The 21,364-nt window shown below is 66.8% G+C and carries 17 protein-coding genes and 3 pseudogenes; 9 read left to right on the top strand and 11 right to left on the bottom strand.

Features of this window, described 5'->3' with window-relative positions; all coding sequences use genetic code 11:
* Positions 1–79 precede the first annotated feature (79 nt).
* Positions 80–319, top strand: a pseudogene (locus HF877_RS20450) (transposase); the annotation flags it as partial.
* Between the two features lie 139 nt (positions 320–458).
* On the opposite strand, the gene HF877_RS20445 reads toward HF877_RS20450, so the two are convergent.
* From HF877_RS20445 to HF877_RS20435, 3 genes are read right to left on the bottom strand one after another with little or no spacing between them, the layout of a single operon-like run.
* Positions 459–1,994: a bifunctional 3-(3-hydroxy-phenyl)propionate/3-hydroxycinnamic acid hydroxylase gene (locus tag HF877_RS20445; RefSeq protein WP_064077169.1), complete on the bottom strand. Its 1,536-nt coding sequence runs from the start codon at positions 1,992–1,994 to the stop codon at positions 459–461.
* Positions 1,995–2,024: 30 nt separating this feature from the next.
* The gene (locus tag HF877_RS20440; protein ID WP_064077170.1) at positions 2,025–2,963 is read right to left on the bottom strand and encodes a fumarylacetoacetate hydrolase family protein; all 939 of its coding nucleotides are present in this window, start codon (positions 2,961–2,963) and stop codon (positions 2,025–2,027) included.
* A complete protein-coding gene (locus HF877_RS20435) occupies positions 2,960–4,093 on the bottom strand; it encodes a VOC family protein (RefSeq protein WP_064077171.1) in 1,134 nt (377 codons plus the stop codon). The genes HF877_RS20440 and HF877_RS20435 overlap by 4 nt, the downstream gene beginning before the upstream one ends.
* Before the next feature lie 135 nt (positions 4,094–4,228).
* On the opposite strand from HF877_RS20435, the gene HF877_RS20430 reads away from it, so the two are divergent.
* The gene (locus tag HF877_RS20430; protein WP_064077175.1) at positions 4,229–4,891 is read left to right on the top strand and encodes a TetR/AcrR family transcriptional regulator; all 663 of its coding nucleotides are present in this window, start codon (positions 4,229–4,231) and stop codon (positions 4,889–4,891) included.
* Between the two features lie 150 nt (positions 4,892–5,041).
* On the opposite strand, the gene HF877_RS20425 is transcribed toward HF877_RS20430, so the two are convergent.
* Positions 5,042–5,632: a hypothetical protein gene (locus HF877_RS20425; protein WP_157662945.1), complete on the bottom strand. Its 591-nt coding sequence runs from the start codon at positions 5,630–5,632 to the stop codon at positions 5,042–5,044.
* A 664-nt stretch (positions 5,633–6,296) separates the two neighbouring features.
* On the opposite strand from HF877_RS20425, the pseudogene HF877_RS20420 reads away from it, so the two are divergent.
* From HF877_RS20420 to HF877_RS20405, 4 genes and pseudogenes are all read left to right on the top strand, one after another.
* Positions 6,297–6,525 (top strand): annotated as a pseudogene (locus HF877_RS20420) (transposase); the annotation flags it as partial.
* A gap of 166 nt (positions 6,526–6,691) precedes the next feature.
* Positions 6,692–7,822: a thiolase family protein gene (locus HF877_RS20415; protein ID WP_169623029.1), complete on the top strand. Its 1,131-nt coding sequence runs from the start codon at positions 6,692–6,694 to the stop codon at positions 7,820–7,822.
* Between the two features lie 89 nt (positions 7,823–7,911).
* Positions 7,912–8,676 carry an SDR family NAD(P)-dependent oxidoreductase gene (locus tag HF877_RS20410; RefSeq protein ID WP_169623028.1) on the top strand — a complete coding sequence of 255 codons (765 nt, stop codon included), beginning with the start codon at positions 7,912–7,914 and terminating at the stop codon, positions 8,674–8,676.
* 13 nt (positions 8,677–8,689) lie between these two features.
* Positions 8,690–10,039, top strand: a pseudogene (locus HF877_RS20405) (AMP-binding protein); the annotation flags it as partial.
* 54 nt (positions 10,040–10,093) lie between these two features.
* Here HF877_RS20405 and HF877_RS20400 read toward each other — a convergent pair.
* The gene (locus tag HF877_RS20400) at positions 10,094–11,272 is read right to left on the bottom strand and encodes an acyl-CoA dehydrogenase family protein (protein ID WP_169623027.1); all 1,179 of its coding nucleotides are present in this window, start codon (positions 11,270–11,272) and stop codon (positions 10,094–10,096) included.
* A gap of 166 nt (positions 11,273–11,438) precedes the next feature.
* Between HF877_RS20400 and fabG the strand changes: the two genes are divergently transcribed.
* Together fabG and HF877_RS20390 are read left to right on the top strand one after the other, a co-directional pair.
* The gene (gene fabG, locus HF877_RS20395) at positions 11,439–12,179 is read left to right on the top strand and encodes a 3-oxoacyl-ACP reductase FabG (RefSeq protein WP_169623026.1); all 741 of its coding nucleotides are present in this window, start codon (positions 11,439–11,441) and stop codon (positions 12,177–12,179) included.
* A 40-nt stretch (positions 12,180–12,219) separates the two neighbouring features.
* Positions 12,220–13,431 (top strand): acetyl-CoA C-acetyltransferase, encoded by a 1,212-nt coding sequence (locus HF877_RS20390; protein WP_169623025.1) that lies wholly within the window; start codon positions 12,220–12,222, stop codon positions 13,429–13,431.
* Between the two features lie 7 nt (positions 13,432–13,438).
* Here the strand turns inward: HF877_RS20390 and HF877_RS20385 are convergent, their stop codons facing one another.
* The 3 genes from HF877_RS20385 to HF877_RS20375 are packed head-to-tail and all read right to left on the bottom strand — an operon-like array spanning position 13,439 to position 16,828.
* Positions 13,439–14,323 carry a LysR family transcriptional regulator gene (locus HF877_RS20385; RefSeq protein WP_169623024.1) on the bottom strand — a complete coding sequence of 295 codons (885 nt, stop codon included), beginning with the start codon at positions 14,321–14,323 and terminating at the stop codon, positions 13,439–13,441.
* 2 nt (positions 14,324–14,325) lie between these two features.
* Complete coding sequence (locus tag HF877_RS20380) at positions 14,326–15,195, bottom strand: LysR family transcriptional regulator (protein ID WP_169623023.1); 870 nt, start codon at positions 15,193–15,195, stop codon at positions 14,326–14,328.
* 52 nt (positions 15,196–15,247) lie between these two features.
* Positions 15,248–16,828 (bottom strand): long-chain-fatty-acid--CoA ligase, encoded by a 1,581-nt coding sequence (locus tag HF877_RS20375; protein WP_169623022.1) that lies wholly within the window; start codon positions 16,826–16,828, stop codon positions 15,248–15,250.
* A 281-nt stretch (positions 16,829–17,109) separates the two neighbouring features.
* Here HF877_RS20375 and HF877_RS20370 point away from each other — a divergent pair, with 281 nt between their 5' ends.
* Positions 17,110–17,733 (top strand): YdcF family protein, encoded by a 624-nt coding sequence (locus HF877_RS20370; protein ID WP_169623021.1) that lies wholly within the window; start codon positions 17,110–17,112, stop codon positions 17,731–17,733.
* A gap of 5 nt (positions 17,734–17,738) precedes the next feature.
* On the opposite strand, the gene HF877_RS20365 is transcribed toward HF877_RS20370, so the two are convergent.
* Genes HF877_RS20365 through HF877_RS20355 form a run of 3 tightly spaced genes read right to left on the bottom strand, consistent with a single transcriptional unit; the run spans position 17,739 to position 21,342 of the window.
* The gene (locus HF877_RS20365) at positions 17,739–19,259 is read right to left on the bottom strand and encodes a TerD family protein (RefSeq protein ID WP_169623020.1); all 1,521 of its coding nucleotides are present in this window, start codon (positions 19,257–19,259) and stop codon (positions 17,739–17,741) included.
* 5 nt (positions 19,260–19,264) lie between these two features.
* Complete coding sequence (locus HF877_RS20360) at positions 19,265–20,509, bottom strand: TerD family protein (RefSeq protein WP_169623019.1); 1,245 nt, start codon at positions 20,507–20,509, stop codon at positions 19,265–19,267.
* 56 nt (positions 20,510–20,565) lie between these two features.
* A complete protein-coding gene (locus HF877_RS20355) occupies positions 20,566–21,342 on the bottom strand; it encodes an HAD family hydrolase (protein WP_206037435.1) in 777 nt (258 codons plus the stop codon).
* Between the last annotated feature and the right edge of the window lie 22 nt (positions 21,343–21,364).

The following is a 21,364-nucleotide window of genomic DNA, read 5'->3' as shown; positions in this document are numbered from 1 at the left end:
GACCGACCACCTGCAGCGGCTCGACCGCTGACCCAAATCGGCAATCAGGGGTTGATCCGACCCTGAGGGCCGGATAACCGAACGGCTCAACCGCGAGATCCGCCGCCGCACCGATGTCGTCGGGATCTTCCCCAACCGGGACGCCATCGTGCGCCTGATCGGCGCCGTGCTGGCCGAGCAGACCGACGAATGGGCCGAAGGCCGCCGCTACCTCGGCCTGGAAGTCCTGGGCCGCTGCCGACTCACCCTGACCACCGACACCGACCCGAGCCAGACGACGGAGGTGAGCACCGATGACCTGATGCAACTACCCGCCTGACCACCAACGAAGGATCACAAAACAGTTACACCACTACCAGGGGCTTGACCGGCGGCCGGGGCGAGGGATATCGGTAGCGCTGCAGCGAGACCGAGACCGAGGACGAGGTAGCGGGGCGAGCGGGCCGGTGTCGAGCGCGTCATCTGGTGCCTCCTGGCAGTGCATCGGGGGTGAACGTCGGTAGCGCTGTGTACAGGCCCGCCAACGAGCGGGTGGCGGCCATGACCGTGCGGTCGGGGCGGACGATCGCGGCGGTGGCGTGCCCACGGTCGAGCCAGTGGCCGAGGGCCGATCCGGGCGGCGCGTGCACGACACATGCTCCGCGGCGCTCGATCTCGAAGCGTTGGTCGTCGGTGGGGTCGACGGATGTCACGACCAGGAATCGATCGGGCGCGATGTCGTCCACGCTCAGCCCGTCGGCGAGAACCGGGTTAGGGCACAGGGTCCCGGAAAGCCCCCGGCGCAGTGCGCGGCGGTGGACGAAGGGTGAGCTCCGCAGGGCCGGGGTGACACCTGTGGTGATCTTCGCGCCGATCGAGGGGACCTTCACCGCCAGGGGGACGAGTTGCCGCCGCGCCATATGGCCGAGTTCGCCGCCGGCGGTCATGGCCCATCCGAGTGCCAGGGCGAGTCGGACCATGAATGCAGCGTGGGGCTTTCGCTCGAGCTGGTAGCTGTCCAGGCTCGATTCAGGCAGGGTGCCATCGAGAACGCCGGCCAGTTTCCAGGCCAGATTCGCGCCGTCCCGGATTCCGGCGCCCATTCCCTGGCCGATGAACGGTGGCGTCAAGTGGGCGGCATCGCCGAGGAGAAACACCCGCCGGTCTCGCCACCGGTCGGCGATCTGGGCGCGGAACGTGTAGTCGGCGACACGGATGAGCTCGAGATCCCCTGTGTCGACGTTCTCGATCCACGGCGACAGCAGCGAGTGCAGGCTCTCGAGCGTGGGGAAACTGCCGGCGGTCTCGCCGTCGTGCAGTCGGAACTCCCAGCGGTGGCGGCTGTCACCGATCCTCATGTACGTCGCGGCCCGAACCGGATCGCAGACCTGGTGCACTCCTTCCCAGTGCCCGAGTTCCCTGTCGGTGGCGATGTCGACCACGAGCCACCGTTGCTCGAATCCCAGGTCCTGCATCTGTGAGCCGATGGCGGACCGGATGATGCTGTTCGCGCCGTCGCACCCCAGGACGTAGTCGGCATGGACGAATCCTCGCGTGCCGGAGACGCGGTCGATGTAGTCGACCCGGGCGCCGCCGCGGGTGTGCGCGACGCCCGTCACCTGCCTGCCGCCTGCGATCGTGACGGACTCGTGCCGTGCCAGGCCCGTACGGAGTATGTGCTCGAATTCCGGTTGGTCGAACAAGTTGGCCTGGGGGAACCCGTGCGGACTGTTCGCGGCTTCGCGCCGGAACTCCCGCAGCGTCGTCAGGTCGCGGTTGACCAGGCGCAGGCCCGACGCCGGGCGCGCGATTCCGGCGAACTCGTCAGCCAGACCGAGGCGGGCGATGATCCGGTACACCTCGTCGTCGAGGTGGACCGCGCGTGGCAGCGGGTAGATGCCGTCCCACCGGTCGAGGATCAGGGTGTCGATCCCGTAGCGGGCCAGCAGGGTTCCCACGGTCATGCCTGTCGGGCCGGCTCCCACGACGACGACCGGGTAGTGCGTCCGGGTCATGCGATCACCGGCATCGCGCTGCGGTGGCCATCAGGAATACCGCACTTTCGTGCGCTGGATCCCGAGGTCGAGCGTCCCGTCCCCGGTGGCGGCCGACAACTCGAGAAGGTCGCCGTCGTTCAAGTACTTCGGATTCCTGGCCTGGGCTCTGAAGAAGCTCTTCCACTTCAGCGCGGGCGGCAGCAGAGAGCCGATCATCTCGATGGGCTTGGGCGGGGCGGTCAGTGCGGTACCGCCGGGGGTGCCGGTCAAGACCAGGTCGCCGGCGTCGAGTCGCTGGAACGTCGACAAGGCCTGCAGTGCCTTCGCGGGACGGTAGATCATGTCCGACCCGATCGTCATGTCCTGGCGGACCTCGCCGTTGACCCGCAGGACCAGGCGAAGGTCGGTGAAACGTGCGAAGTCTCCCTCGTCGAGCAGGACGAGCTCAGGGCCCACGGGGGTGAATGTGGGATAGGACTTGGCCTCGTAGAACTGGGTTTTCGGCAGTTGTACGTCACGCGCGGAGACATCGTTGACGATGACCAGCCCGGCGACGACGTCGGCGACGTTCTCGTCAGTGATGACCGTGCCGACCGGCACCGTCTCGCCGAGGACGAGTCCGATCTCGATCTCGTAGTCGAGAAGTCTGACGTGTGCGGGTTTGACCACGTCGTCGAACGGCCCGTTGATGGACCCGGAGGCCTTCCGGAAGAACGTGAGTGGGATGGTCTCGGGGTTCAGTCCCGAGTCCTTCACATGGGATGCGAAGTTCGTCATCTGCGCAACCACCCGGCAGGGAGCGGTCACGGGGGCGACCAGGTCGAGACTCTCGACCGGAACGACCTCACCGGTGCTGGCCGCGGCGTCGATCGCGGCACGGTCACGGACGAGTTCGGCAGTGGTGGTGGCCGCGGTGTCCACTCTGGCGGCACCGGAGGGGGTCTTGACCCACCAGTTGTCGGCGGTGCGGAGGACGGAGATGCTCATGTGGTCGGGACTTTCAGTAGGCCGCGAAGGCGGTGGGCGTCGAATTCGTTGTCGGTGCGGAGCGCGTGGATCATCGCGCGGAGCTCGTGGAGCGAATCCCGACCGGGAGCGACGCCGAGGAAATCCCTCGTCGCCGGCGGGCCCCACTGGACGAGCCCTGACGCGCTCATCGGGGCCCAGCCCGGTTCGAGTGTGCTGTCGAACAGGTCACCGTCACTGAAATGTTCGACGAGGAAGCCGTCGGGGTCGCGCCAGTAGTCGAAGATCTGGCTGCCCTGGATGTGTCGGCCGATCCCCCAGGATCGGCGGTATCCGAGATCGAGGAGGTGCTCACCACCTGCGGCCAAGGCGTCGAGGTCGCTGACCTGGTACGCGGAATGCACGTATCGATCGGAGGGGCCGAGCACCAGGGCGAGAGTGTGGTGGTCGGTCGGTTCTGCGCCGCGGTCGCAGCGCATGAAGCTCATGACGGGGCCGCGATCACGCTGGCCGGGGTAGTACAGAAAGTCGCTGACGATCAGTCCCAGATGCCGGAGGTACCAGTTCAGCGTCTCGAGGTACTTGGTGCTCTGCAGAACCAGATGACCGAGGCGTTGGACCCGGGCTGGCCCCCGGGGTGGTCGCTGTGTGCGGTTGACGCGCTCGACGGTGTGCCCGAAGTTGAACGAGTGTGGTTGTTGGCCTTCCAGTTCCGGCAGCGTGTGCATATCCGCGACGACTCGCACTGATGTGCCGCTCGGGTCGGTGAGATCAACCCCGACGCCGCCCACGACGTCCGGCAGCGGCCGGATCGCGCGTCCCGTCGCCTCCGCCAGGCGGAGTACGTCCGCGGTATCGGCAGCGAGAAGCGCGGCACCGACAAAGGCCGACCGCGTCCCTTTTCTGATGATCACACACGGCGCCCCGCCATCGGTGCCGCGCAGGTACAGCTCGTCTTCTGTGCGGACAGCGGTCGAGAAACCGAATGCCGCGGAGAACGCCTCGGCGGCGACGAGATCGGGCTTCTCGAATTCCAGCCAGGCGAGATCGCGGACCTTGATGACCGGATTTGTCGCACGTCCAGGGTGTTCGCCTCGGAGACCGCCCTGCTCGCTGTGCAATCCGGCATGCGTGCCGGCGCCTTCACTCATCTGTGCTACTCCTCACGTTCTGACGTTATCGTCACTTGCGAACGGTTCGTCAGTCAAGTGTTTTGACGAAATCGTCAGAACTGAGTGGCGAGTGCTACGTTGAGGAGGTTGCGTGACGGAGGACGGAGACGTGTGGTGACCAGCAGCGACGGAGACAAAGCGAGTCGTCTCGAACTGCGCAAGGCGCGTACACGCGCGGCGCTGATCCGTGCGGCCCAGTCACTGATCGCCCAAGGCAAGCTGAACGTCCCCGTCCTCGAGATCACCCAGGCTGCGGACGTGGGGATGGGGTCCTTCTACAACCATTTCGACAGCAAGGAACAACTGTTCCGAGCAGCGGTCGACGACGCGTTGGAAGCCCATGGCAACCTGCTCGATGAGCTCACCGGGGCCATTGAAGATCCTGCCGAGGTCTTCGCGTTCTCGTTCCGGGTCACGGGCAGATTGCACCGGATCGAGCCCGAACTCTGCCGTGTCCTACTCGCCCACAGATCATCGCTGGTCATGGCGGACCGTGGACTGGCGCCGCGTGCGCTGCGGGACATCGAAGCGGCCGCCGCCTCAGGACGTTTCACCATCCGTGACCCGCAGGTCGCCCTCGCGCTCGCCGCCGGAGCGACGATCGGTCTCGGCCAGCTACTGCACGATCAACCCGAACGTGACGACGCGGAGGCGACCGACGGGATGGCCGAGGACGTCCTCCGCGCGTTCGGCGTTCCGGCGGAGGAAGCCCATCGCCTCTGCCGGCTGCCCCTGCCCGAAATATCCAGTGTTCGATCCGTGGGGCCGGCAGCCTGAGCCGCCTCGGCTCCACCGGCGACGGCCGCGGGCCATGCGCCCAGATGTCGGACGACGACCGGATACCGTGGTGAAAGCGGGTCCGGGACGCCGAGGACGCTGCCGGACCCCAGGAGTCCTTGCTGCGTTCATCGGCCCACAAGAAGCGACTCAGGCAGCGTCCGGGAAGCCGGCGGGCCCGGTGAACACCCGCCATGCCGGCCGAAAAGCCCCACTCGTCAGGTGCGCCGCTTCCCGCCCTGTGTCGACGAGCGCATCTGGCCGGCAGGCATCGTCGTCGTCGTCCGCGGTGAACTCGAGCAGGTCCATAGCCAGGTCCAGGATGGCCCACACGTGTTCCCCGAAAGCCATCGACATCACGCGGTCCGAGATGTCATCGACAACGTGTCCGGCACGGAAGGTCATCGCCGCGTCGGCGAGTAGCTGAAGAGACACCATCTCCACCGGGGCGTCGGGGCGGAAGTCCGGAATGACACCGTTCCCGACCCCGAAGTCGACCACCTGAGGAGCATCTCCGGGCCACGGCATCAGATCGCGCTGCAAGAAGAACGTCAGCAGAGCGTGCGACTGCACTTCTGGGTCAACATCGGGGTCGTCACCCGCAATGGTTTCTCCGGAAGCTCCGGCCGTGACCCAGGCGTGCCCCAGCTGTTGCCGCGACTGCTCGAGCAGGATCCATGCGATGCCGAGGTCTCCGTGCACGTTGACCTGCCGGATAGCCAGGCCTACCAGTCCTGCCACCTGCGCCACCTGGCCAGCGATCCGCCCGCGCCTCCGGGCCGCTTCTGCCCACACAGCCTGGTCACGAGGACCACCTTCGGCCGACCCACTGGAGCGGCAGGCGCGCGATCGCCGTCCGAGCTCCCCGCTGAGCCATTCCAGCAGTGCGACTCGAGCTTGTCAGCCACGTTATCCGCGTCACAGGTGATGTCAAAGTTGGTGGTCATTTCAGGCCGCCTTTCTGGGGCCAATCAGAGTCACCCTCGGGCCCCGAGTAGCATCATCTGCTTTTATCCACGTCCCGTTAGCGCATTCCCCCGGAGGCACATTCGTGCCGATCCTGACATTGCCCGAACTGTGCTTATTGAATAGCTTCACTTTCTGCCCCACCTACATCTCCATACCCGTGACATGCGCCGTTGTCGCCGGCCACAGGAAGGTAGCACGGCCGCAGCCACTCAGGGAAGGGGCGAGCAATAGTTATTCTGAATTCGTTTACTAGATCAAATTATCGAGCACATTTAATCTCTGAGAATTGACATTACCGCCGGATCTCTCACCGAGGAGATTGGACCGAAGAGATGATCCTTTCCAGTTATAGCGGCAAAGAATACTTGGAGATCATGTTCTCTTTCCAGAACGAATGGTCCGGCCCCCAGGACAAGCAATCCGCTATGCCCCGTAGCGAGATGCCCGGCGGCGCAGTTCTGTCGTCGGGATCTTCCCCAACCGGGACGCCATCGTGCGCCTGATCGGCGCCGTGCTGGCCGAGCAGAGCGACGAATGGGCTTCAAGGCCGCCGATACCTCGGCCTGGAAGTCCTGGGCCGCTGCCGACTCACCCTGACCACCGACACCGACCCGAGCCAGGCGACGGAGGTGAGCACCGATGACCTGATGCAACTACCCGCCTGACCACCAACGAAGGATCACAAAACAGTTACACCACTACCAGGGGCTTGACCCGGCATAGCTTCCACCTAACGGAAGCTTCCGCCGAAAGCCTTTCCTTCACCGTCGTGCGCGTGGTCCCCTCGACGGTGAGAACAACGCACCCGTCTGCACCAGAGAAGGACATCTCATGCGTGATGCCGTGATCGTCGACGCCGTCCGTACACCCATAGGCCGTCGCGGGGGTGCGCTGTCCGAGATCCACCCCGTCGATCTGTCGGCCCACGTGCTCACCGCCCTGACCGACCGCACCGGCCTCGACCCTGCGACCGTCGACGACGTGGTGTGGGGCTGCGTGAGCCAGGTCGGTGAACAGGCCGGGATCGTCGCCCGTACCGCGGTCTTTGCGGCGGGCTGGCCCGTGTCCGTTCCCGCGACCACCGTCAACCGTGCGTGTGGGTCGAGCCAGCAGGCGGTCGCATTCGCCGCGGCAACCGTGATCTCGGGCCAGAACGACGTGGTGATCGCCGGTGGGGTCGAGACCATGAGCCGCGTCCCCATGGGTAGCGCCGCCAAGAACGGTGAGCATTTCCCGCCGAACGTGCTCGAGCGGTTCGGAGTCGAGGGCTTCAGCCAGGGAATCGGCGCCGAGATGGTCGCCGAGAAATGGGGACTCTCCCGCACCCGGCTCGACGAGTACTCGCTGCGCTCGCACGAACTGTCCGCAGCTGCCACCGACTCGGGGGCCTTCGAAAAGCAGCTCGCACCCGTCGCGGGCCTGACCTCGGACGAAGGTATCCGGCGCGGCGGCACCGTCGAATCGCTGGCGAAGCTGAAGACAGTGTTCAAGGAGAACGGCGTGATCCACGCCGGAAACTCCTCGCAGATCTCCGACGGTGCAGGCGCACTGCTGGTCACCACCAGCGAGTACGCCGCGGCACACGGCTGGACACCGATCGCGCGGATCCACACCACCGTCGTCGCTGCCGACGACCCGGTCGTCATGCTCACCGGCCCCATCCCCGCCACGGCGAAAGTGCTGAAACGTTCCGGCCTGTCGATCGACGAGATCGGTGCATTCGAGATCAACGAGGCGTTCGCCCCCGTACCCCTCGCATGGCTCGCCGAGACCGGCGCGGACAGTACCCGCGTCAATGCGCTCGGCGGCGCGATCGGTGTCGGCCACCCGCTGGGCGGGTCCGGTGCGATTCTCATGACCCGCCTCGTGCACCACATGCGCGACAACAACATCCGCTACGGTCTGCAGTCGATGTGTGAGGCCGGCGGAATGGCGAACGCCACCGTCCTCGAACTGCTGTAGATCTCGAACTGCGCTGACCTCGAACTGCTCTCCGACCGCGAAACTGCACAGTCAAAGCACTCGCACTCCACGCAAGGATTGATACGACCATGGAACTCAAGGATCTTTCCGTCGCCGTGACCGGCGGTGCTTCGGGTCTCGGTCTTGCCACCGCCCGTCGTGTGCTCGCGGCCGGCGGTACCGTCACCCTCATCGACCTGCCGTCGTCGAACGGCGCGGACATCGCCACCGAACTCGGTGACGGCGCGATCTTCGCGCCCGCCGACATCACCGACGAGGAGCAGTTCGCAGCCGCACTGGACGTCGCACACGAACGCGGTGGCCTCCGGGGCCTCGTGCACTGCGCCGGTGCCGGTCGCAAGATGCGCATCCTCGACAAGAACGGCAAGGCCGGGTCGCTCGAGGATTTCGAGTTCGTGATCCGGCTCAACCTGACCGGTTCCTTCAACGCACTGCGACTCGGCGCCGAGCGCATGGCCGAACTCGAACCGATCGACGGAGAGCGTGGCGCGATCGTGATGACGGCGTCGGCTGCCGCGTTCGAAGGACAGATCGGGCAGATCAACTACTCTGCGTCCAAAGCCGGCATCGTCGGAATGACGATCGTCGCGGCCCGCGACCTCGCGAGCAAGGGTATCCGCGTCAACACCATCGCACCCGGCATCATGGATACCCCGTTGCTGGCGCGACTGCGCGAGGACGTGCGCAAGTCGCTGGAAGCGACCGTGCCGAATCCCTCGCGGCTGGGCGACCCCGACGAATTCGGCCGTCTCGCAGTCAATATCCTCGAGAACGGTTACCTCAACGGCGAGACGATCCGTCTCGACGGAGCCATCCGCATGGCACCGCGCTGATCGGGGCGCGGCAATGAATCCCAGCAGTTCGACGTGGACGTCGACGAGCCTGTCGTATCCGCAGACGTCGATGGCGGTGTGGGCGTCGAGCATGGCGGCCGCGTACGGCGACCGGCCCGCGATCGTCGACGGTGAGCGCGTGTACAGCTACCGCGAACTCGACGAGCAGTCGGCGCAATTCGCTCGTGCGCTTGGCTCCACGGGTGTGGAACCTGGTGACGTCGTGCTCCTCCACCTCGGGAACTGCGCTGAATTCCACGTCGCGTACTACGGGGCGCTCCGTGTGGGTGCGGCTGTGGCGCCGGTGAATCCGTTGCTGCCCGAGCCTGAATTGCGCCGACGGATCGAGGAGACCGGTGCTGTCGCGGCCGTCACCGGGCAACAACAATTCGACACGCTCCTGCGCGCTCAGGCCGATACGACGGTCGGTCTGATCGCGGTCGTCTCGGACGAGGCGGTGCGCGGCGGCAACCCCGCGACGATGCGCTTCAGCGATGTGATCGCCGGGCAGCGCACGTCGTTCATCCCCGCGACCGTATCCCCCGACGACGTTGCACACATCGCGTATACCGGTGGCACAACGGGCATTTCGAAAGGCGTGCGCGTTCTACATCGCAACGTCCTGGCCAACGTCACGCAGATGTGCGGGTGGTGTGCCGGCACTCAGCTGGTAGCCGGGCCGGACGGTCTCGTGACCCTCGAGCCCATCGAAGGCCTCGATATCGCGGGTGTGGTCCCGGGCACCGGATCCACAATTGTGGTGTCACCGCTGTTCCACGCGCACGCACTGATCAACACGTCGTTCCTGCTCATGTGCGGTGTGACCCAGGTGTTGTCGGGCAGGTTCGACCCTGCCCGCGCGCTGAAGGAGATCGAGCAGCACCGCGTCTCGTACATCACCGGTACGCCGGCGATGTGGCACGCGCTGGCGATCCACCCGGACGTGGCGTCGCGAGACCTCTCGTCGGTACGTGCGGTGTCGTGCGGAGCTGCCCCGGTCGACCCCGGGACGCTCGATAATCTCCGGCGCGCATTCCCCGGCGCCCGTGTGGCCGAGGAATACGGGCTCACCGAAGCCACCTGCGTCGTCACGGCAGTGCCGCTCGTCGCCGATGTCGAGTACCGGCTCGGTAGTGTCGGCCTCCCTGTGTTCGACACCGAGATCGAGATCCGCGCGCAGGGCGATCCGTCGCTCGTTCTCGGAGACGGCGAGCACGGCGAACTGTGGGTGCGCGGCCCCCAGGTCACCGACGGCTACCTGGGGCATCCTGAGATCACCGCACAGCAGTACGTCGACGGGTGGCTCGCCACCGGCGACATCGCTCACCGGGATGCCGACGGGTTCGTCTATATCGCCGATCGTGGGCGGGCAAGATCCTGAAGACGGATCTACGCGAGCGGGTCCGGAAGCGCACGATCAACCGCGCTGCGCCGCCTTCACCAGCCCGCCACCGATGATCAGACGCTGAATCTCGCTGGTGCCCTCGTACAGTCGCAGCAGACGCACGTCGCGGTAGATCCGCTCGACCGGCACCTCCCGCATGTAGCCGGTGCCCCCGTGGATCTGGACAGCCAGATCCGCAACCTTGCCCACCATCTCGGTGCAGAACAGCTTGGCCACCGACGGTGCGATGCGCCGGTCGGTCTCTTCGACCCATGCTCGTGCCGCATCGCGCACCAGTGCGCGACCGGCCATTACGCCCGTCTGCTGGTCGGCGATCATCGCCTGCACGAGCTGGAAGTTCCCGATGGGCGCACCGCCCTGGGTGGCGGTCGCCGCGTAGGCCACCGACTCGTCGAGTGCCCGCTGCGCCTGCCCGACCGACAGGGCGGCGATATGCACGCGGCCCCGGGCGAGCGACACCATCGCCGCCTTGTATCCCACGTCCTCGCTGCCCCCGACCAGCGCGGAGGCGGGAACCCGCACGGCGTCGAAGTGCACGTCGGCAGTCCAGGCGCCCTCCTGGCCCATCTTCGAGTCCTTGCCCGCCACCTGCACACCGTCGGTGCCGGACGGGACGAGGAACACCGCGATGCCGGGGCCGTTGTCGTCGGCGGGCCGGGTACGGGCGAAGACGACGAACAGGTCTGCCAGCGGCGCGTTGGTGATGAACCGTTTCTCGCCGGTGATCACCCAGTCGTCCCCGTCGCGCACGGCCTGGGTGCGCAGTCCGGACGGATTCGATCCGGCGCCGGGTTCGGTGAGAGCGAAGGACGCGACGACCTCCCCTGAGGCGATGCCTTCGAGCCACTGCCGCTTCTGCTCGTCGGTGCCGAAGTTGACCAGCACCTGACCGGCGATTCCGTTGTTGGTGCCGAACATCGAGCGCAACGCCAGGGTGGTGTACCCGAACTCCATCGCCAGTTCGACGTCCTGCATCAAATTCAGGCCGAGCCCGCCCCACTGCTGGGGAATGGCGTACCCGAACAGACCCATCTCCTCGGCGGCCCGGCGGATGTCGTCGGGGATTGCGTCGGTCTCGGCGATCTCCTGTTCTCGCGGCACGACCACGGTGCGCACGAACGCCCGGGTCTGGGCGAGGATCTCGCGGAAGTCGTCGTCGTCGACCTCGGCGGCCGGTGTCGAGAGTGTCATGTCCTCAACTCTCCGCGTCGGCCGCACAGGTTGTCCAATACGAATAGCGCCCTTCCCGTATAGGCAGTGTCGATGGATGAGTAGGGGTGTGACCCCATATCCCGCCGTTATATTCGACGCATCCACACGTCTGCGGGCACTTCTCGACCCGCCGAAAGGAAACCTGATGTCTTTGCTGGAGAACCGCACTGCTGTCGTTACCGGCGGTGCCCAGGGAATCGGTTTTGCCATCGCGCGCGAATTCGTCGACGCGGGTGCTCGCGTGGTGATCGGTGACCTGGACCTCGATGCTGCCACCGCGGCGGCCGAGAAACTCGGCGGACGCGAGGTCGCCCGCGCGGTGCGCAGCAACGTCGTCGAAGCAGATGACTGGGACACACTGCTGGCAGAGGCTGTCGACGGATTCGGCTCGCTCGACGTGGTGGTCAACAATGCCGGCATCACCCGCGACGCCACCATGCGCACGATGACGGAAGACGACTTCGACCTCGTGATCGACGTGCACCTCAAGGGCACGTGGCACGGCACCCGCAAGGCCTCGGCGATCATGCGGGAGGCCAAGCGCGGCGCGATCGTCAACATCTCGTCGTTGTCGGGCAAGGTGGGCATGGTCGGTCAGACGAACTACTCGGCGGCGAAGGCGGGCATCGTCGGTCTGACGAAAGCGGCTGCCAAGGAGATGGCGCATCACGGCGTGCGCATCAATGCAATCCAGCCCGGTCTGATCCGCTCCGCGATGACCGAGGCCATGCCGCAGAAGGCATGGGATCGGAAGATGAGTGAAATTCCGATGGGACGGCCGGGCGAGGTTGCCGAAGTTGCTTCCGTCGCACTGTTTCTCGCATCGGATATGTCGTCGTACATGACCGGCACCGTTCTCGAGGTCACCGGCGGCCGCTTCATGTGACGCTCGGCCGTCACCTCGTCACTCCTTCCGAAAGGCCGTCATGCGCGAAGTTGTCATCTGTGAACCTGTCCGGACCCCCATCGGTCGCTACGGCGGCATGTTCAAGTCCCTCACCGCCGTCGATCTCGGCGTCGCGGCACTGAAGGGTCTGCTCGACCGCACGGGCATCGCTCCCGCCGAGATCGGGGACGTCATCCTCGGTCACTGCAACGGCAACAGTGAGGCTCCCGCGATCGGCCGGGTCGTCGCGCTCGACGCGGGCCTGCCCGTCACCGTCCCGGGCATGCACATCGATCGCCGTTGCGGATCGGGTCTTCAGGCCGTGATCCAGGCGGCGTTGCAGGTGGGCAACGGAGACAACGACCTTGTCGTCGCCGGCGGCACCGAGTCGATGAGCAATGCCGCGTTCTACTCCACCGATATCCGTTGGGGCGGCGCCCGCACGGGCGTGCAGATGCACGACGGTCTGGTGCGTGCCCGGTCCACCGCCGGTGGCCGCTTCTACCCGGTGGTCGGCGGCATGATCGAAACGGCCGAGAACCTGCGTGCCGAATATTCGATCTCCCGCGCGGAGCAGGACGAACTTGCCCTCAACTCGCACGTACGGGCGGTGGCAGCGCAGAACAACGGCATCCTCGCGGAGGAAATCGTGCCGGTCACGGTGAGTACCCGTAAAGGTGAGCAGGTCATCGACACCGACGAGCATCCTCGCGCCGACATCAGCCTCGAGTCGCTCGCCGCGCTCCGTCCCGTCATGGGCACGCAGGACCCCGATGCCACCGTGACCGCCGGCAACGCCAGCGGTCAGAACGACGCCGCGTCGATGGCACTGGTCACCACCCCGCAGAAGGCCGCCGAGTTGGGTCTGACACCGCTGGTGCGCATCGTGTCGTGGGGCGTGGCAGGGGTCGCGCCCAAGGTCATGGGCATCGGTCCGGTGCCGGCGACCGAGATCGCTCTCGCCAAGGCCGGAATCGCGCTCGCCGATATCGATGTCATCGAATTGAACGAGGCGTTCGCCGCTCAAGCGCTGGCCGTGGCCCGCGAGTGGAGGTTCGGTGCCGCGGACTTCGAACGCACCAACGTCCACGGTTCCGGCATCTCACTCGGTCACCCCGTAGGTGCGACCGGCGGCCGGATGCTCGCGACACTCGCCCGCGAGTTGCAGCGCCGCGAGGGCCGCTACGGCCTCGAGACCATGTGCATCGGTGGCGGACAGGGTCTCGCGGCGATCTTCGAACGCGTGTCCTGACCGCTGCTCAGGGCTGGGTCGTCGTGGACCGGACCAGGTCCACGAACGCCCGCCCGGCTTTCGACAGGGATTCGGGTGCGAAGGCGAGACCGAACGGCCGGGTGAACGTGGGTTCGCACGCCCGCACGACGGCGACGTCCTGGGCTGCCTCGGCCAGAGAACGTTCGACGAACGAACCGCCGAGCCCGGCGAGCACCATCGGCAGCCGCGCTTCGCGGTGGGCGGTCAGCACCGCGATCGGGCGTCGCACCCCTGCCCGGCGCATCGCGTAGTCGATCTCGTCGCTCATCGACCCACCGCCGCGCGGAACGAACACCATGGGGATGTCGGGCAACGCGGTCAGGGCCACGGGGCCCGGCGGCAGATCCGTGCCCGGTGGGTATGCGAGCCAGTACTCCTGCTCGCCGAGTTCGATCACCTCGAGTCCCACCCCGTCTTCGAGTGGGAGATGGGCGAGCACGAATTCGCAATGTCCGTCGCGGATCACGCCGGAGGCGAGTTCTTCGGACTTGAGGTCGGAGAACCGCACCGTGGACTTGGGGTGGGCGCGCCGGAACCGGGCGACCAGGTCGACGATCGGCCCGCCGGCAAGTGCCGGGAACACCATCAGGTCGAGGCTGCCCGTGACCTCGTCGGTCGGCGCGGAGAGCAACTCTTCCACCGCATCGACATCGCGCAGAATCTGACGGCTGGGACCGATGAGGCTCTTCCCCGCTGCGGTGAGGACCATCCCGCGACCGATGCGGTGGAACAGGTTGACGCCGAGTTCGCGTTCGAGGCTCCGGAGCGCTTGGGACACGGTGGGCTGCGCGACACCCAGCGCGGCGGCGGCACCGTTGATGCCGTCGTTTTCGACGACGGCGAGGAAGTACTCGACCTGACGAAACTCCATGCTCAGGCTCCCGGGGTCTCGGCGGTGGCAGTCGCAAGGAACGCTGCGGCCGCCGGGGACGGTTCCCCGGGGCGCAGCACCAGGCCGACGGGCCGCATGAACGGCGGGTCCAGCGACCGGATCACCGCACTGGGCATTCGCTGCTGGGCCACCTGCCGGGAGACCACCGTCGCTCCGGTGCCGCGTATGACGAACTCCCAGATGGCCGCCGGATGGGCACAGTCGACGACGACGTTCTGCTCACCGAGCAACTCACCCGCGCGCGCAGCACTCGCGCGCGACCCCAGGTCGAGGACGAGCGGAATCTCCCGGACTCGTGCACGAGTCACCGGGTCGGGGACACCGGTGGCGAGGTCGGGGTGCATCGCGAGCACCATTTCCTGTTCGAGGAGCGGGATCGTGATCATGCCCGCGTGCTCGACGGACATGTCGGTGACGCCGATCTCCGCCTCCCCGCGTCGCAGTGCCGCATGGATGCCCGCCGGTCCGTCCGCGTCGGAGATGTTGACGGTGATGCCGGGATAGCGGGCGCGGAACCGCTGGACGAGCGCCACGGCGGGGTGGACGGAGAACGCGGAGAACGTCACGATCTCCACCCGTCCCGCCTCGAGGTCACGGACCGCCGCGACCTTCCGCTTGGCACGGTCGACATCGGCGAGGATGCGGCGTGCCGCAACCTCGAGCGCCCTGCCGTCGTCCGTGAGCGTGAGCCGGCGACCGGTGCGGTCGAAGAGTGTTGTCCCCAGGCGACGTTCCAGGGTGCGGATGGCCTGGGAGAGCGAGGGTTGCGAAATGTAGAGCGACTGAGCAGCTTTCGTGATCCCACCGTGGTCGACGACGGCCACGAAATAGGTCACGAGATGCAGGTCCACGCCGTCATCGTAGGCGACTGCGGAAACCCGGCCGCTGCGCGTGCCTCGGCGTTCAGTTCGGCGGGGTCATCACCGGGGAGGCGGTGTCGGGTGTGCTCAGCGTGGCGCGGAGCGTGCGTTTGAGGATCTTGCCGCTCGCGTTGCGCGGCAGTTCGTCCACGAGGTGGATGCGCTGCGGTTTCTTGTACGACGCGAGACGCCCGGCGGTGAAGGCGACGAGTTCCTGCTCGGAGGGGCGTTCGACGCCGTCGGCGATGCGGACGACAGCGGTGACTGCTTCTCCCCAGCGCGGGTCCGGGAGGCCCACCACCGCTACCTCGGCGACTGCGGGATGTTCCGCGAGCACGGCTTCCACCTCGACGGGATATACATTTTCTCCGCCGGTGATGATCATGTCCTTGACCCGGTCGGTGACGAACAGGTAGCCGTTCTCGTCGAGGTACCCGGCGTCGCCGGTCCGCAGGAAGCCGTCCTCGGTGTACAGCGCCGCTGATTCGGCGTCGCGACGCCAGTAGCCCGAGACGTTGTTGCGGGAACGCGACACGATCTCCCCGGTCTCACCCTGCGGAAGCGGTTCACCCGTTGCGATATCGCGGATCTGGACCTCGGTGCCCGGCAGGGGTGTACCGGCCGAACGGAGAAGGTGGGTGCGCGTCCCGCGGGGATCGTGGTCGCCGGAGCGCAGTGCGGTGAGCGCGCCCATCGTCTCCGTCATGCCGTAGCGCTGCACCATCCGGCAGCCCAGGGTGTCCATCGTCCGCTCGAGCAGCGTGGGGGTGATCGGCGACGCACCGTACGCGATCACCTTCAGACTCGACAGATCGTAGTTCGCCAGGTCGGGTAGTTCGAGCAGCATGCCGATCGCTGACGGCACCATGAATGTATGGGTGACGCGGTGTTCGGCGATCGTTGCCGCCACCTGCGCTGGACGCATCTCACCGAGCAGAATCGTGTGCACACCCGCAGACAACGACGTGGTGAGCCAACCCGCGCCCGCGATGTGGAACAGCGGGAGGGCGTCCAGCGAAACGGATGCGTCCTCGAATTCGTACAGGGCAAAGGTTTCCGGGACGTTGTACAGATTGCGGTGAACCGCGACAACACCTTTCGGCCTGCCCGTGGTGCCGGAGGTATAGAGCTGCAGGAACGCCGTTTCGGGGTCGTCGCCCGCTCCGGGGTCGATGTTGTCCCCCGACGCGACGAACTCCTCCCACGACCGCGCCCCGGCGACGGCGGCGCCGTCACCGACCACGACGATGTGCACGTGCGGCAGTGCCGCCGCGATCGCTGCTGCCGACGCCGCGAAGTCCGGCTCGACGATCAAGACCTCCAGCCCGGCGTCCACTGCGATCGCCGCGACCTCGCCGGGAGTGAGACGCCAGTTGAGCGGGGTGAAGACGAGACCGGCCTTCGCGCACCCGACGAGGGTCGCCGCACCGGGCAGGCCCATGCGCAGCAACGCACCGATGCGACCGGGTGCCGACGCCAACGTGGTGAGCGCAGACGCCACCCGGTTGGTGCAGGAGTCGAATTCCCCGTAGGTCAAGGTTGTGTCGCCTGCGGTGACTGCCGGCCGGTCGCGGCGCTCGACTGCGAATCGCCGGATTCTGTTCGGGAGGTGCAGTTCGCTCACTCGTGCTCCTGGTCGGCAGCGCGCGGGCCGGCGTGCCCGCGCGGCTTCAGTCGAACACGGTCGTGCGGCCGCGACAAAGACCTGCGGCCGCACGACGCCATAGGGGAAACCTATGGAGAGCCGGGGCACGCGCTTCCCCGGCAATCCGTTTGTCGGATGTCACGATTCCCTATCGGGTAGTCGATGCAGGGTCCACAGGGCTTCGAGGACTCCCACCGTCGGCCGTGGTCGATGGCACACTGCGGCACAGCCCGATCCGATCATGTTCCGAAGGGATTCGAATGAGCGCTGCACGACGGACAGTGGCCTCGGCCCTGGTCGCGGCCACGGTCACATTGGGAGTTTCGACAGGGCAGGCGAGCGCCGACCCTGCCGTCGACACCGTCGTGAACGGGATTCTGTCCGTGACGCCGCTGTGTCAGGGGATGATCGACGAGTTGATCATCGTCTGCACGGAACTGGAGCAACTGACTCCGCGATTTCCGGTGATGCTGGATCTGAATCCGATCGGCACTCACCTCGTTGTTCTCGGCGCGGGACTGACCGAGGACGGGAGGATCCGGCCGGTACTGGAACAGCGTCTCGAGGCTGCTCTCGCGGCGGCACACCGCTACCCGGCGTCGCCGATCGTCGTGACCGGCGGCGTACCGCGCAACGGCGTCACCGAAGCCCAGGCGATGAAGGACTGGCTTGTCGCACGCGGCATTCATCCCGATCGGGTCACCGAGGAAACTGCTTCGACGTCCACCGTGGAGAACGCACGCTTCACCAATGACGTCCTTCTCAGGCGTGGCGCAACGGGTGCCGTCCTGGTCACCAACCGGGACCATCTCGAGCGGGCGATGGTCAACTTCCGGCAGGCCGTCGACGCTCGTATCCCGGTGGCGGGCATCGTCGCTGCGTGATGCGATCAGGTTCTGACGGCTCCGAGAACTGCCACCACCGTGCGCAGCAATTCCTCGTCGGTGGGGAGCGTGTCGGCCGCGAACCGCCAGTCGGTGTTCGTCCACGGGTCGGCGAGGTGACCGTCCTCGGCCGCGGGTAGATGCTGCGACACGTCGCGTAAGAGGGCGTACGCGGGATTGTCCACGACTTTGTCGTCCGCGCCGGTGATCACAATCGAAATGTCCTGGGACGAACCCATTCTTGCCAGATGCACGACATTCACCAGATCGATGCTGCCGAACCCGTGCGGCAGGCCCGCCAGCACGATGACGCGGGGTTCGGGCCGGAGCGTCTCGGCGCCGGACGACAGTGCGAGGCCCGTAAGGTCCGCGGCTTCGGCGAGGCCTTTCAGTTTCGGCGCCACCCCGGCGATGTCGTGAATGGGAGGGCCGGCGAGCATCGGCCGTGCCAGTTCGCTCAACGCGAGCAACGATCCGGACGGATCGATGATGTCGAGGCGGGATCCGGGGCGCGCGGACAACAGACGCAACGCCAACGACGACGCGACCGCGCCGGCAATCGCGGCCTCACCGTCGATCCACAACGGCCTACCGAGGGGAAGCGGTACGCACATCGGTAACCGGAGCGCCCCGCGATCCGGCGCCGACAACTCGCCCACGCGCACACCGTCTCCCTGGACCAGCGTGCCGCGCCATGCGCCCGAGTCCCACGAGGCAAGCGACGCGGGCAGCACCGCATCGACCGTGTCGAGTTCGGCGGCGAGCGTCACGCTGTCGTCACGATGCCGGGACTCCGCTGCCGCCACGAGTTCTTCGCAGCGCCGGTGTGCTTGTGCGCGGGCCGTTTCTGCTGCCCGACCGGTACGGGCGGAGGGGTCCGCCACCGCAGCCGACAACTCGTCGTCGAGCCGATGCTGCGCGTATTCGTGCGCAGCGACGTAGGCGGCGGCCGACCGGGAAGCGTCTTCGAAGATCCGCCACACCAGTTCGCAGGACGGGGGAAGTTCGGTTCCTGTCGTCGTCGGCAACGCATCCGCCTGTGCGGGAGCAACATCGGCAGGCTCGTCGACCGCGACGCCGTGCGCGGTGAACATCTCCGCGAGTCCACCGGCATAACCCGCACCGAGCGCGCGAATCTTCCAGGTTCCGTTGCGGCGGTATATCTCCCAACACAGCAGTGCGGATTCTGTGCCCGTCGCGGGCGTGATGTGGAAGGACGCGAGAGGCGTTCCGTCGGCGTCACACAGCGTGGTCGATACCGGCGTCGTCGACGCTGCTCCCACGGCGCACAGCACTCGCGCGCCCGGGCGCAGGGCGTCCGGCTCGAGGACGATGGTCTCGCCCTCGACCCGGACGCCCGCCGTGGCCGGCTGATTGTAGAAGACCACGTCGTCCGAGGTCGCGACCTGCAGCAGGTCGTCCACCACGAATGCGCACAGGTCCAGCGGAACCTGCGCGGACGCGGCGAAACGCAGCGTGCGGACCGTCAGCGGACCGTTCTGCCCCGCCGAGAACTCATACGTCATCCGCGCTACGTAGCCAGGAACCGGCCCAGCTGGGGTGCGGCCTCACCGGGATGCTTGGCCTGGATGCCCTCGCCGATCGCCTGCAGCTTCCAGGAGTTGCCCTCGCGGTACACCTTCGCCATCACCATGCCCGTGAACGGCATACCGCCCTGCATGGTGTACCGGGCGAGTTCGCCGTTGGTGGTGCCGTCGACGAGGCGGCAGAACGCATTCTGAACCTGCTCGAAGGAATGACCCTTGTACGACGTGACGACGAACATCACGGTCGTGATGTGCGCCGGGATGCGCGTGAGGTCGACGAGCACGACCTCGTCGTCGCCTGCTCCCTCACCCGTCAGGTTGTCGCCCTGGTGCTGGATCGATCCGTCCTTCGACTGCAACTGGCCGTAGTAGGCCACGTCCACGATGTTGTGGTCGGCGAACAGGACTGCGGACGCGTCGAGGTCGATGTCGGCGGAACGATTGCCGAACAGCCCGCGCTTCTCGATGGGATCCCAGCCGAGGCCCATGCGCAGGTACGTCAGTGCCACGCCGCCGTCCTTGCGGAGCGTGACCTTCTGGCCCTTGACGAGGCTCACGGGACGGTTCTTCGTCAGGCTGACCTCGGCGGGCTCCGCGGGTGCGGCCGCCGGCGGCGGAGCCTGGTTGTACTGCTGCTGCGGTGCGGGCGGCGGGGTGGCCGCCTGCGGCGGCGGGGGCGGCGTCTGGGCGACGCTCGGTGCAGGCGCAGACGCCGCTGCCGGTGCGTCGTCGACGGACACTCCGTGATCGGTGACGAGCGCAGCGAATCCTCCCGCGTAGCCCTGGCCGACCGCGCGCACCTTCCACGATCCCTGCCGTCGGTACAGCTCGAGGGCGATCACGATGGACTCGCTGGACAACCCTTCGATCCGGTACTCGAACAGCACGTTGCCCGCTGCGTCGGAGACGCGGGCGGTGGGCGGTGCGAACCGGCCGAAACTGCTCGTCGCATCGTCGAGTGTGATCACCGCGCGCACCTGGTCGATATCGGCGGGTACCTGCGGCAGCGACACTGCCAGCGACGAGTTCTGTCCCGCCTGTCCGGGCACCAGACGCACACCCGGCCCGACCGGCTGATTGAAGAACACGAAGTCGGCGTCGGACCGCACCTTGCCGTCGGCCTTGACGAGCAGTGCCGACAGGTCGGCGGGTGTCGTGAGTTCGAGCGAAACGACGACGTCGGAGACGGTGAGCGGTCCGTTCTGACCCTTGGAGAGCGAAGTCGGCAAGAGATGTGTCCTCACTGTGTCGGCAACCGTGTTGGCGGTCGCGTGCAAGTCCTACTCTACGAACCGCCCTCGGCGCGGGCGGACCGGGCGAACCAGGAGAGGATTTCTTCGCCGGCTGCGATGCCCGAGTGTTCGGTCACCGAGAGGTTCGCATGCTGCCATTCGAGCAGTTCGAGTTCGCCGTGACGTGGGCGGATGGCCGCGTCCGCAGCCCTCAGCATCTCGGCATCGAGCGCTCCGTCGCCGGCTGCGAACACGGGGGCGTCGGCGTCGATCACTCCCTCGTCGGCGAGCCGGCGGTGCACTTCGGCCACCGCGTGGGACTTACAGACGCTGTCGGGCATCGTGTAGATCTTGCGGCCCTGCTGCGAGACGTTCCACCCGCGGATACCGCACCATTCCTGCCAGTCTTCGACGAATCCGGCCGGCTGTGCCGCGACGTCGACGACGAGGTAGCAGAACAACCCGTCGGCGATCCGGAACTTCGACACCCAGCTCTCGGAGATGCGCCGCCGCAACTCGGCGGTGACCTCGTCGAGGGAGGCACCCCCCTCGCGTACCGCCGTCTCCACGTGCCGGCGCCACTGCTCGTCCGGTTCCCCGTCCGCCAGCAACGCGCCGCCGTTGCTGGTGATGGCATATCGCCACGGGCCGCCGGGCAGGTCGATGCGGCGGAATTGCTCCGGTGTCCGGGTGGTCGTGGGCACCACGGTATGCGCGGACGTGAGGTCTTCGAGTTGTCGTGCGGCGGTCTCGGTGACGTACGACAGCGGTGCGCCCTCGTAGTACTCGATGCACCGCAGATTTCCGGCCGAATACTGCGTGCCTGTCATCGCCGCACGCGAGTAGATCAGG

This window comes from Rhodococcus sp. BL-253-APC-6A1W (assembly GCF_012843405.1).
GTDB lineage: Bacteria > Actinomycetota > Actinomycetes > Mycobacteriales > Mycobacteriaceae > Rhodococcus.
This window is presented reverse-complemented; position numbering and strand designations above follow the sequence as displayed.